Here is a 12,707-nt window from a genome sequence, read left to right as displayed (position 1 = left end):
AGGGGGCTGCCAAACTTGGAAATGGTTCAAGTCGTTTTTTTGACGGTGCTCATGTTCTTCGTGCTGGTTACGGTTCATGAATGGGGGCATTATTATTTTGCCAAACGCGCCGGCATTCTGGTAAGAGAGTTCGCCATCGGTTTCGGTCCGAAACTGTTTTCCTATAAACGCAATGAAACCCAGTTTACGCTTCGCCTGCTTCCGTTCGGAGGATATGCGCGGATGGCCGGGGAAGACCCCGAAATCATCGAAATATCGGCCGGGCAGACCATAGCGGTACGGCTTGACAGCGGCAATGTCATCAAGAATATTTACCTCGACCAGCTGGATACCCGCAGAAACGTCATTCGCGGAGAGTCGCAGCATGCGGATCTTGAGAACGATCTTCAAATTAAGCTGGATGTGGATGGGGAAGTTACAACCTATTCGGTTCATCCTCAAGCGATGATAATCAAAGGCAGCCAGCAAATCCAGATCGCCCCCAAGAATCGGCAGTTCGGCAGCAAAACCGTCGGACAGCGTGCGCTTGCGATTGTAGCTGGCCCTGTCATGAACTTTTTACTGGCCTTTATTCTGTTCGGCGTGTTCATTCAGATGGCCGGTATTCCGGTAGAGAACCCGACCTATGTACTGATCGGCGATGTCTCGGAGGGCATGCCAGCGAAAGAGGCGGGGCTTCAGAAAGGCGATATCGTCTATTCCATTAATGGCGAGAAAATAGGAGCGGATTACAAGAAGATGATCAGTCTGACCTCCGCATCCGAAGGCAAGCCGATGGAATGGACCATTAAACGCGGCGATCAGCTGATCAATGTCACGATGACGCCCCGGGGCATGGAAGGGCAGGAGGGCGGTAAAGTCGGGATTTCGCCGGAGCTACCGACCCGTCATGCAACGATAGGGGAAACCCTCAGTCTTTCGGGCAAAATGATGGTCAACACAACCGAACAGATTTTCATCGGCTTCAAGCAAATTATTAACCAGTTCAATATGGACGATCTCAGCGGGCCTGTCGGTACCTTCAAGCTCACCGGCCAGATTGCCCAGCAGGGTATCGTGTACCTGACCCATTGGACGGCCATACTCAGCCTGTATCTTGGCATTTTCAATCTGCTGCCTATCCCGGCGCTTGACGGAAGCCGGCTTGTGTTTCTCGGCGTGGAGGCGCTGCGGGGCAAACCGGTAGATCCCAGCCGGGAGGGAATGGTCCATTTCGTGGGCTTTGCGATGCTGTTTCTGCTGATGATCGCTGTTACCTATAACGATATTTTACGCTTGATCAGCGGCTAATTTTGTTTGGGACCTGTGCGGCAAAGCCCGCTGCTTCGAGGCCCATTAACGGGAGGAACTCCATTTTATGTCAAAAGATAAGCAGTTTGTTACGGAAATTACGCCGCAGGGCGAAGATTTCTCGCGTTGGTATATTGATGTTATCAAGAAAGCCGATCTGATGGATTACTCCCCGGTGCGCGGCTGTATCGTGTTCAAGCCGGACGGCTATGAAATCTGGGAGCATATCCAGGAAGAGATGAACCGGCGTTTCAAAGAAACGGGACATCGCAATGCCTATTTCCCGCTGTTCATCCCGGAAAGCTTCTTTCAGAAGGAGAAAGAGCATGTCGAAGGCTTCAATCCGGAGCTGCCATGGGTAACGGAAGCCGGCGGCGAGAAGCTGGAAGAGCGTCTGGCGATTCGGCCGACCTCCGAAACGATGATTGGACATATGTATTCCAAATGGATTCAGTCGTACCGGGATCTGCCGGTTCTGATCAACCAGTGGGCGAATGTCGTTCGTTGGGAAAAGCGGACGCTTCCTTTCCTGCGCACAAGCGAATTTTTGTGGCAGGAAGGGCATACAGCGCATGAGAATGAAACCGAAGCGCGCGAGGAAACCATGCAGATGCTTGAAGTTTATCGGGATTTCGTCGAAGGCTATCTGGCGATTCCGGTCATTACCGGTCAGAAGACGCCTTCCGAGCGTTTTGCCGGAGCTGTGGATACGTATTCGATCGAGGCGATGATGAAGGACGGACGCGCCGTTCAGGCGGGAACCTCCCACTATCTCGGCACCAAGTTCGCCGTTGCCTTCGACATTCAGTACCTCAGCCGTGACAACAATCTGGAATATGTGCATACAACATCCTGGGGAACAAGCACACGCATGATCGGTTCGATGATAATGGTTCACGGCGACGATCGTGGTCTCGCACTGCCTCCTAAAGTCGCGCCGACTCAGGTCATCATGATTCCTATCGGTCCTCCGAAGACGCGGGAAGCCGTTATTGCACGGACGGACGAGCTGTTCAAGGAATTGAAAACGGCAGGTATCCGCGTGCGGGTTGACGACCGCTCCGATGTTACACCGGGCTGGAAATTTAACGAGTACGAAATGCGCGGCGTTCCGGTCAGACTCGAACTTGGACCTCGCGATATGGAGAACGGCGTCTGCGTGCTGGTCTCTCGGATCAGCGGCGAGAAGAAAATCGTTCAGCAGGATCGCCTAGTGGAAGAAGTACAAGCTATGCTGGAGCAGGTTCATAATGAAATGTTCGAGCGGGCGCTCAAATTCCGTGAGGAGCATTTCTATTCCGTAGAAACGCTGGACGAGATGAAGGCGGCCATGGAAGAGAAACGCGGGTTTGCGCTGGCCGGCTGGTGCGGCGACGATGCGTGCGAAGCACAGGTGAAGGAAGAGACTGGGGCAACGAGCCGGAACATTCCTTTTGAACCAGGCGAAACGAAGACGAAATGTATTTGCTGCGGCGAGCCGGCACAGCATACGGTCGTGTTTGCCAAAGCGTACTAGAAGGACGCAGGATTTTTCAAAATATAGGATAAAACGAATGCAAGCTTTCGGCGATTAGGAGACGGCGGGCGAACAAGCCCGGGCGCTTTTGAACATATAGTCAGGTTAAGCCTCGCGCTTTAGCCATGTCTATATGCCTGCGAGAGACGGATATCCGTCTTTAGAGGACGGCCCCGCCGTTTCCGCTTCCCGGAAGCTTGTTTGTTTGGAAGAGGCAGAACGATCAAATGACAGCAAAGACCTCGCTTTATCGGGGAATACAAAGGTGGGGAGAAGCATGGCATTCAGCGAGGAGAAAAGAAAACGGTTCGAGCTGCTGATGAAGCAGGGGGAGATTCCGCCGGCTTTGATCGATCCCTATTTTTTGGACGGATATATTGACCGGGTGGAGATCAGCCGCGGCAACCGCGACTGGCGGATTGTCGTTGCGAAGCAGAGTTTGGTTCCGGCACAGGCGTACCGGACGTTCTGCCTGAGAATGCGGGAGCGGCTGCAGCATATCGCCAAGGTCAGCTTTTTGTTCCTGTATGAGGATTCGGTTAGCCGAAGCGATATTTTTCATGAGTATTGGGGACTGTTTCTGGAATGGGTCCACCGGGAGATTCCTTCCGTCAACGGCTGGCTGACGCGTTCGGGGCAAGAGCTTCAGGGCGATACGCTGCTGCTGAACATGAGCGATCAGATGTCACTGGAGCTGGCCCGAAAAAAAGGCATCGACGGGGCGATCACCCGTTTTTACGATACGTATTTCGGTATTCCCCTGCGCGTTAAAGTGCAGATTGCGGAAAAAGTAAACCATGCGGAGGCTTTCGAGGAATTCCAGCAGAAGCTCCAGCAGGAGCAGCGGGAAATTATCGAGCAGATGATGACGGTTATCGAGTCCGAATCAGTCTCTAATGATAACGGTGGAGAAGAAACGGTTCCGCTTCAGGTCGGCTATGACATCAAGGATCAGCCCGTGCCGATTGTGGAGATCCAGGATGAAGAGAAGAAGATTACGATTCAAGGGACGATCTTCGGCCTTGACAGCAAGGAGCTGCGCAACGGAAGCACGCTGTTCACGTTCAGCCTGACCGACTTTACGGATTCGCTCCAAATGAAGATGTTTGGCAAGACGAAGGACGATCTGAAAGTGATGGGCCAGCTCGCGAACGGCAAATGGGTAAAAGCGCGCGGACGCGTGGAGTACGACCGTTTCATGCAGACGCCGGAGCTGATGATGATTCCATCGGACCTGTCCGAGGTGTCGGCTCCGCCGGCCCGCAAGGATAATGCGCCGCAGAAGCGGGTGGAGTTTCATCTTCACAGCACTATGAGCACAATGGACGCGGTTACGCCGGTCGGTGATTATATCAAGACCGCGGCCAAGTGGGGACATCCGGCGATTGCCGTTACCGACCACGGCGGGGTGCAATGCTATCCTGATGCGGCCAAGGCGGCGAAGAAGAACGGCATCAAAATGCTATACGGCGTGGAAGCGAATGTGGTGAACGATGCGGTAAATGTTGTGGAGAATCCGCAGCCGCTGGAGCTTAAGACCGCGACGTATGTCGTATTTGACATCGAGACCACCGGCCTGTCCATTACGCGGAACAATATTACCGAGCTTGCAGCCGTCAAAATGCAGGACGGGCAGGAAATCGACCGATACTCTACTTTTGTCAACCCGCATGAAAAAATCCCTTACCATATCCAGCAGCTGACCAACATCACGGACGATATGGTGAAGGATGCGCCTGATCTGGAGCCAGTGCTGCATGATTTCGTGAAGTTTGTCCAAGATTCCGTGCTTGTGGCGCATAACGCCCGGTTCGATATGGGGTTTATCCAGGCGTCGCTTGTCAAGCTGGGGCTGCCGCCACTGCCCAATCCTTCGCTCGATACTCTGGAACTGGCGCGGCTGCTGCATCCGGGGATGAAGAATCACCGGCTCAACACGCTGGCCGACAAATATAAAGTCTTGCTGGAAAGCCATCACCGTGCGGTTGACGATACCGTGGCGCTGGGCGGAATTCTGAACGGACTGCTGGCGGATGCCGAGAAGTTAAAGGGGCTGACAATGCTGGACCGGCTGAACGACGAGGTCGGCAAGAATCTGTCCAACACCCGTCCGTTTCACTGCTGCATTTACGCGCTGAACATGACTGGGAAAAAGAATCTGTACAAGCTCATTTCCATGTCTCACACCGACCATTTCATGCGCGTGCCCTGCATTCCGAAGTCAAAGCTGGAGGAGCTGCGGGACGGATTGCTTGTCATCTCGGGCTGCGAACGGGGCGAATTCTTCGAAACGGTGCTGAACAAAACGGATGAGGAAGCGATAGAAGTCGCCCAGTTCTACGATGTGCTGGAAATCCAGCCGCTGACGATGTACATGCATTTGGTGGACAAAGGCTTCGTGGCCAGCCCCGAAGAGCTGCGCGGCGTTGTTCGCCGGATTTGCGAAATCGGGGAGAAGCTGAATAAACCGGTAATCGCGACAGGCAACGTGCATTATCTTGAACCCCGGGACAAGCTGTTTCGCGATATTACGATCCACGGCATTACGGGCTTCAGTCCGCTGAAGGATCAGCGTAAGCCGGACGCCCATTTCCGGACGACGGAGGAGATGCTGCAGGAATTTGATTTTCTGGGCGAGGAAAAAGCGATGGAGGTCGTTGTGACCAATACGGTGGAGCTGGCGGAACGTTTTGAGCCGCTTGAGCTATTCCCGGACAAGCTGTTCACGCCGATTATCGACGGGGCGGACGAGGAAATCCGCGAAACCTGCTACCGGACGGCAAGGTCCATTTATGGAGAGGATTTGCCTGAGGTGGTTGTGGCCCGCCTTGAAAAAGAACTGGAGCCGATCATTAAGTACGGCTTCTCCGCCAACTACCTGATTTCCGAGCGGCTGGTTAAAAAATCGAACCAGGACGGGTACCTCGTCGGCTCCCGGGGTTCGGTCGGCTCCTCTGTGGTGGCGACGTTCCTCGGCATTTCCGAGGTTAACCCGCTTCCGGCGCATTACATTTGCCTCAATTCGGAGTGCCGCCACAGCGAGTGGTTCCTCGACGGCAGTGTGCCCAGCGGTTTTGACCTGCCAGACAAGACTTGTCCGAATTGCGGCCAGATGCTGAAAGGGGAAGGGCAGGATATTCCGTTCGAAACCTTCCTCGGCTTTAAAGGCGACAAGGTTCCCGATATCGATCTTAACTTCTCCGGGGAATACCAGCCGCATGCGCACAATTATACGAAGGTGCTGTTCGGTGAAAAAAGCGTCTTCCGGGCGGGCACCATCGGTACCGTCGCGGAGAAGACGGCCTTCGGCTTTGCCAAGAAGTACGAGGAAGATCACCATAAGCGCTGGCGCGGCGCCGAGCTCGGCCGTCTGGCCGCCGGCTGTACCGGCGTCAAGCGGAGCACGGGACAGCATCCCGGCGGCATCGTCGTCGTGCCGGATTACATCGAGGTGGAAGACATTACGCCGGTGCAGTTTCCAGCCGATGACGTCAATTCCGAATGGAAGACAACCCATTTTGACTACCACGCCTTTGACGCCAACCTGCTCAAGCTCGATATTCTGGGTCACGACGATCCGACGATGATGCGGATGCTGCAGGATTTGACCGGAGTCGATCCGACGACGATTCCAATGAACGATCCGAAGGTTATGAGCATGTTCAACTCCACGGAATCTCTTGGGGTAACGCCGGAGCAGATCCGGACGCCGGTGGCCACTTACGGGGTTCCGGAAATGGGAACGAAGTTCGTGCGCCAAATGCTGATTGAATCGAAGCCGTCAAGCTTTGCCGACCTGCTGCAGATTTCAGGGCTGTCCCATGGAACGGGGGTATGGCTCGGCAACGCCCAGGAACTCATCAAGAATAACACCTGTAATATCAAGACGGTAATCGGCTGCCGCGACGATATTATGCTGTACCTGATTTACAAAGCCGGTATGGACGCCGGACTTGCGTTCAAGATCACCGAAAGCGTGCGGAAGGGCAAGGGACTGAGCCCGGAATGGATTGAGGAAATGAAGAAATGCAAGGTCCCGGCCTGGTATATCGATTCCTGCCTCAAGATCCAGTACATGTTCCCGAAGGCGCACGCCGCGGCCTACGTTATCTCCGCAGTGCGGACCGCCTACTTTAAACTGTATCATCCCATTCATTACTATGCGACGTATTTCTCGGTCCGTGCGGAGGACTTTGACATTGAGCTGTGCTGCCAGGGCTACGACGCCATCCTGAAGCAGATCATCGAGATCGAGGCCAAGGGTTTTCAGGCGCTGCCGAAGGAAAAAGCAATGCTGCCGATTCTCGAAATGGCGCTCGAAATGACGGCCAGAGGCTTCACGTTCAAGAGCATCGATCTGTACCGCTCCGACGCCACCAGGTTTACCGTCGACGGAGACAGTCTGATTCCGCCTTTCTCCGCAATGGCGGGCATTGGCGAGAATGCGGCGAAGAACATCGCGGCGGCCAAAGACGGCGGAGAGTTTCTGTCCATCGAGGATTTCCAGCAGAAATCCAAGGCGAGCAAGACGATCGTCGAGCTGCTTACCGGACTCGGCTGCTTCCGGGGCCTTCCGGAGAGCAATCAGCTCTCGTTATTCTAAAGATTTGAGATGTTCCGCTGCCGGAAGGCGAGATCATTTCGGAGGTCGGTGCCTGTGCGGAGAGTCCGAGCATTTCTGTTTCACATGAGCCTGCGTACCAAGCTGACGCTTTCTTTTATCGCGGTAACTGTCTTGTCGCTGACCGTCATGGCTGTAGGATATACCTTCAAAAGCTCCGATGTAATTCTGAAGAATGCCAGTGAAACTTCGCTGGGGCTTGTGCGGATGGGCAATCAATCGCTCGACAGCAGCCTGGCCAGGGTAGAGCAGAGCGCCATTAACATGCATCTGGACGAGGATCTGTTTCAATTTTTCAATACGGAAAACTTACGGCAAAGGGACATCACTGATTACTCGGACCGCAAAATAACGCGGATATTACAAAAATATTTTCCAAGCACGGAGGATATGTTTTCGGTTAATCTGGTGACCCGGGAGTACACCTTTGGAGAAACGCCTTCCTTTTGGATTCCGAAGAAGGATTACTCTCTCTCCAGCATTTATAAGATAGGGACCGGATCTTACAGCAGCATAACCTGGATACCCACCTATAATTTGCTGGAGCAGTTTTTCTCAACCGTCCCATCGGAGAGTGACCAATATGTCTTTACGGGGACACGGTTAATGAATTTTGCGATGGTCCGCAACAACATTTTGATCCAGATGAAGAAGAGCGTGGAGAGGCCGATCTTGGTTGTGAACTTTCAGGAATCTATGTTTAGGCATGCACTTGAGGAAAGCTTGAACGTAGAAGGCTCCTATTACCATATGTTCACCCCGGAAGGGGCTGTCCTGTCCAGCTCGGAGCTGGCCGGCGATCCGGCGGAGATCAGTCGGGAGTGGATTGCCCGCGCTATCAGCAAGAAGAACGGCACGGAGTACATCACACTTGGCGGGCAGAAGCTGGTTGTCTGCTTCGACACAATGAAGACGACAGGCTGGCTGACGGCGTTATTTATTCCGTATAAAAATTTGAAGCGGACACTGCCCGACATGTTCGTATACACCCTATACTCTATGATGATCATCACCCTGATCTCGGTGGCGGTCGCGGCGCTGCTGTCCGGCCGGATTACCATGCCGCTCATCAAGCTGCTGCGCGGCATCAACCGGAGCGGAGACGGCCACTTTAATACCTATATCGAATCGGCGGGAACCAAGGAGCTTAACATTATCATTCACAAGTTCAACCAGATGAATGAAAGCATCTACACGCTGATTGAAGAAAACTACAAGGCAAAGATGAAAGAATTGGAGGCAGAGCTTAAAGCTCTCAATTTCCAGTTCAATCCGCATTTTTTATATAATACCCTGAATATCATCAACTACCTGGCGATTGAAAATAAGCAGTCCCTGATCAGCAAAATGCTGGTTGAACTGTCGGAAATGCTGGAATATACGGCCAAAAGCCCGGGGAAGGTTATTTTCTCCGAGGATCTGAACTATCTGAAGAATTACGTGTTTATCATGAGCCGCCGTTTTGAGGGTAAATTCGCGGTGACTTATGAAATGGATCCGAAGCTGGAAGGCCATTGGGTGCCCAAGTTTTTTCTTCAGCCGTTTATTGAGAACGCCCTGATTCACGCGCTTGAGGATATGGAGCAGGGGGGACAGATTCATGTGACGGGGCAGATTGACGATACCGGCAGAACATTCACCGTGACCGACAACGGGAAAGGGATGTCGTCCGAGACGATAGCCCGTGTGCTGGAAATCCGTGAGGATTCGGGCGCTGCGGCTTCCATCGGAATCCAGAATGTCAACCATCGAATTAAGCTGCTGTATGGTCCGGCTTTTGGCGTGGACATTCGCTCGGAGTTAAATATGGGGACGACGGTCATTTTACGGCTTCCTCTGGATATGGCAGAGTCCGGCTTGAGGCACTTAGAGTAGTGTCCCAAGCCGGATTTTGTTTGTTTTCATCACATCACAAATGCTTTCAGTAGAAAAGTCCACCATTCGCCTATTTTTAGAGTAGGAGGAGCATGTATTTCCTTTTATTATGAAAGCGTAATCAAAAACTTCATTTGATAGGACGGTGTCATATGAAAAAGGGGATTCTACTATCACTCTTGGCCGTATCATTACTTGCAGGATGCTCCAGCGGCGGGACCCAAAACGCCAATTCAAGCAGCGGCGGACAGGGAGAAGGCTCAGCGGTTGAGCTTACCTTCTGGCGTCCCCAGGCCAGCGAGGTCGAGGACAATGTGTACGTGAAGCGGATAGAAGAATTTAATCAAGCCAATAAAGGGAAGATCCATGTCAAGATGGAGGTCATAACCCGGGGCAACTCTTTTGCCTATGAAGACAAAATCAATGCCGCCGTCGCTTCCCACACCCTGCCGGATGTTCTGGCCATGGACGGCCCCAACATTGCCAACTATGCGGCCTCGGAGATTATTATCCCGCTGGATGAGTATTTCACCAAGGAAGACTTGGATGATTTCGTTCCTTCCATCCTTCAGCAAGGCTCGTATCAAGGCAAATTTTACGCTCCGGGCTTGAACGAGTCCTCTGTCGTGCTTTTCTATAACAAAAAGATTATGGCCGAGCACGGAATAACGCCTCCGGACAAAATCGAGAATGCCTGGACCTGGGACGACTGGTACGACGTGATGAAGAAAACGTCCAAGGACGGCGTGTTCGGCACGAACATGATCAACGACAAAGGGGAATGGATGACCTACGCTTTCGAGCAGCTCTGGATTTCCGGCGGCACGGACATTGTCAATAAGGAAGGGACAACCGCCGAAGGATTTGTTAACAGCTCGCAGGGTGTAGAGGCGGCCAAGTTCCTGCAAAAGCTGGCGAACGAGAAGCTGTTCAATATCGATCCGAAGCCGACGGAGTTTGAGGAAGGGAAAGCGGCTACAAAGCTTGGAGGTCCATGGAACATTCCTGGTTTCAAAAACTATCCGGATCTGGAATGGGGCATCACCTATTTCCCTAAAAAACCGGGAGGTGTTCAAACGGCTCCTTCCGGCAGCTGGGCAGTAGGAGTATCGGCCGACTCCAAACATCCGAAGGAAGCCGCGGAGGTCATTAAATGGATTACGAACAAAGACAGCTCGACCCAATTGGCGCAGGCGATCAGCATGCCGGCCAGCCGCAAATCGGCGTTCGAGAGCTTGACGGAATACAATGAGCTTCCGCTTCGCATTATCAAGGAGCAGGTTACCGGCGTCTCGCATGCCAGACCGGTCACTCCGGCGTATCCGGTGCTGACGCAGAAATTCGCCGAGGCGTTAACGGATATTATGGTCGGCGCGGATGTCAAGAAGTCCCTGGATAACGTGGCGTCCACTTATGATGAAGAATACAAGCGCAATTTTGCCGAGTAGCAGTCTATGACATTTGACCGCGGCAAGGGGGCGTCAGCAGCGTCTTTGCCGCAAGCTTTTTAACAGCTGAGTGAAAGGGAGAATGGATGATGCAAACGGCACTCAATGCGCATAAGCGCGAGCATATATCGACGTTTAGCCGGCAGAAAAGACGGGAAGCGCTGGTCGGCTATTCATTTGTCACGCCGGCGGTTCTGCTGCTGATCTTTTTTCTGGTGCTGCCTTTTCTGCTTGCGGTGGCCTTCGGATTTACGAAATTCAATCTGCTGCGTCCGGATAAAATTCATTTTACCGGCCTTAGTAATTACAAGCTGCTCTTTACCGACGCCCTGTTCTATAAATCCCTCTGGAACACTTTGTATTTCACGGTGATCGTCGTGCCGGTTCAATCGGGGGTAGCTTTGATGCTGGCCCTGCTCGTTAACAACAGCCTCAAGTTGCGGAACTTGTTCCGGATTGCCTACTTCAGTCCGGTCGTCACCTCCATGACCGTTATCGCGATTCTCTGGATTTCGCTTTATAACCCGAATGAGGGCTTGATCAACTCGGCGCTTCATTTCTTCGGCATTTCGAACCAGCCTTTTCTGCGAAGCTCCTCCCAGGCGATGAATTCGATTATCTTCATGTCCGTTTGGCAGGCCGCCGGATACCAGATGATGATTTTTCTGGCCGGTCTTCAGGGAATCTCCAAGGATTTATACGAAGCTTCCTCAATCGACGGGGCGAACAAGCTTCAGCAGCTCCGCTACATTACCATTCCGAGCCTGTACAATGTGACTGTTTTTGTGCTGACGATTACAACGATTCAGGCTGTGAAGCTGTTCGTACAGCCATATATTATGACAAACGGCGGTCCGGAGAACTCGACCCGAACGCTGGCTCTGCTGATCTACCAGCAAGGCTTCCAGTTCCGAAATGCGGGATACGCTTCCGCCATTTCCGTCATCTTCTTCCTGATTGTCGTCTTGATCTCATTTTCGATGAAAAAATTTCTCAGAGATAAATAACGAGAGGGGGATCAGGACATGAGAAATACCCGGACTAATGTGTTGTTGTATGCTCTTAACATCATCATGTCGCTGCTGTTCATTATCCCGCTGCTGTGGATGGTGGTTTCCTCGCTCAAGCCGGAGAACCGGATTTTTGCCGATCTGAGCTCGCTCAAATCCTTGCTGCCGCTTCATATCACCTTGGACAATTACAGGTCGGCGTTTGAACGCATCCCAATGATGAAATATCTGTTCAACAGTATTTTTTACGTGTCCGTCATTTGCATCAGCGGCCTTGGAGTCAATTCGATCTGCGGTTACGCGCTGGCCAAGCTGCGGTTCAGGGGCAGTGAAATCATTCTTGCATGCATTATCGCCTTGATGATCGTTCCGTTCGAGAGTATTCTTATGCCGCTGTACCTGGTAGTCAACGCTTTGCATTGGGTCAATACCTGGTTTGCCCTCATCGTTCCGTTTATTGCGAACTGCTTCAGCATTTTTATGTTCCGCCAGTTTTTTATGGACATTCCGAATGAAATATTGGAATCCGCCTCCATCGACGGATCGGGTCCGCTGAAGACCTTTGCATCGATCGTGGTTCCGCTCTCGGGGCCGGTATTTGCAACCGTATTCATCCTTGACTTTATCACGCATTGGGGAGATTTCATGTGGCCGATCCTGGTGACGACGGGAGAATCGCTGCGCAATATCCAGCTTGGCATTCAGACCTTCTTCACGCTGCCTCCGATCTATTACGGGCAAATTATGGCGACGCTGACCTTCACGACCGTTCCAATTATTGCACTGTTCCTGCTGCTGCAAAAATATTATGTACAAGGAATTACCAGTGCTGGAATCAAAGGTTGACCGGTAAGAGCCGCAAATAAGGGCAAGCCGTGCTACAATAGTAATGTATATTCCCGAAACGGCGGGGAGTGCATAATTACCGATCTGATCTTCCCTGGGCC

7 protein-coding genes are annotated in these 12,707 nt (G+C 52.5%); all 7 read left to right on the top strand.

The window, feature by feature from the left end; genetic code table 11:
• Nucleotides 1–15: 15 nt before the first annotated feature.
• The 7 genes from rseP to G5B47_RS01660 all read left to right on the top strand — a co-directional run bounded on the left by rseP (nucleotide 16) and on the right by G5B47_RS01660 (nucleotide 12,606).
• Complete coding sequence (gene rseP / locus G5B47_RS01690) at nucleotides 16–1,290, top strand: RIP metalloprotease RseP (protein WP_165093631.1); 1,275 nt, start codon at nucleotides 16–18, stop codon at nucleotides 1,288–1,290.
• A gap of 67 nt (nucleotides 1,291–1,357) precedes the next feature.
• Nucleotides 1,358–2,806 (top strand): proline--tRNA ligase, encoded by a 1,449-nt coding sequence (gene proS, locus G5B47_RS01685; RefSeq protein WP_165093629.1) that lies wholly within the window; start codon nucleotides 1,358–1,360, stop codon nucleotides 2,804–2,806.
• 277 nt (nucleotides 2,807–3,083) lie between these two features.
• Nucleotides 3,084–7,409, top strand: a complete 4,326-nt coding sequence (locus G5B47_RS01680) for a PolC-type DNA polymerase III (protein ID WP_165093627.1) — start codon at nucleotides 3,084–3,086, stop codon at nucleotides 7,407–7,409.
• A 54-nt stretch (nucleotides 7,410–7,463) separates the two neighbouring features.
• The gene (locus G5B47_RS25985; RefSeq protein WP_165093625.1) at nucleotides 7,464–9,302 is read left to right on the top strand and encodes a sensor histidine kinase; all 1,839 of its coding nucleotides are present in this window, start codon (nucleotides 7,464–7,466) and stop codon (nucleotides 9,300–9,302) included.
• A 152-nt stretch (nucleotides 9,303–9,454) separates the two neighbouring features.
• Nucleotides 9,455–10,750, top strand: coding sequence for an ABC transporter substrate-binding protein (locus G5B47_RS01670; RefSeq protein ID WP_165093623.1), 1,296 nt, complete (start codon nucleotides 9,455–9,457; stop codon nucleotides 10,748–10,750).
• Nucleotides 10,751–10,836: 86 nt separating this feature from the next.
• A complete protein-coding gene (locus tag G5B47_RS01665) occupies nucleotides 10,837–11,757 on the top strand; it encodes a carbohydrate ABC transporter permease (RefSeq protein WP_206107171.1) in 921 nt (306 codons plus the stop codon).
• Between the two features lie 18 nt (nucleotides 11,758–11,775).
• Nucleotides 11,776–12,606, top strand: coding sequence for a carbohydrate ABC transporter permease (locus tag G5B47_RS01660; protein WP_165093621.1), 831 nt, complete (start codon nucleotides 11,776–11,778; stop codon nucleotides 12,604–12,606).
• Nucleotides 12,607–12,707 lie beyond the last annotated feature (101 nt).

Origin of the sequence: Paenibacillus apii (assembly GCF_011043685.1) — a bacterium.
Lineage (GTDB): Bacteria > Bacillota > Bacilli > Paenibacillales > Paenibacillaceae > Paenibacillus_AQ > Paenibacillus_AQ sabinae.
The sequence above is the reverse complement of the archived record's forward strand: the minus strand, read 5'-3'. Positions and strand labels throughout refer to the sequence as shown.

What these genes read in the sequence shown, in the direction of transcription:
- proS (WP_165093629.1), top strand. Translation starts at nt 1,358, where the DNA reads ATGTCAAAAGATAAGCAGTTTGTTACGGAAATTACGCCGCAGGGCGAA.
- G5B47_RS01680 (WP_165093627.1), top strand. Translation starts at nt 3,084, where the DNA reads ATGGCATTCAGCGAGGAGAAAAGAAAACGGTTCGAGCTGCTGATGAAG.
- G5B47_RS01670 (WP_165093623.1), top strand. Translation starts at nt 9,455, where the DNA reads ATGAAAAAGGGGATTCTACTATCACTCTTGGCCGTATCATTACTTGCA.
- G5B47_RS01665 (WP_206107171.1), top strand. Translation starts at nt 10,837, where the DNA reads ATGATGCAAACGGCACTCAATGCGCATAAGCGCGAGCATATATCGACG.
- G5B47_RS01660 (WP_165093621.1), top strand. Translation starts at nt 11,776, where the DNA reads ATGAGAAATACCCGGACTAATGTGTTGTTGTATGCTCTTAACATCATC.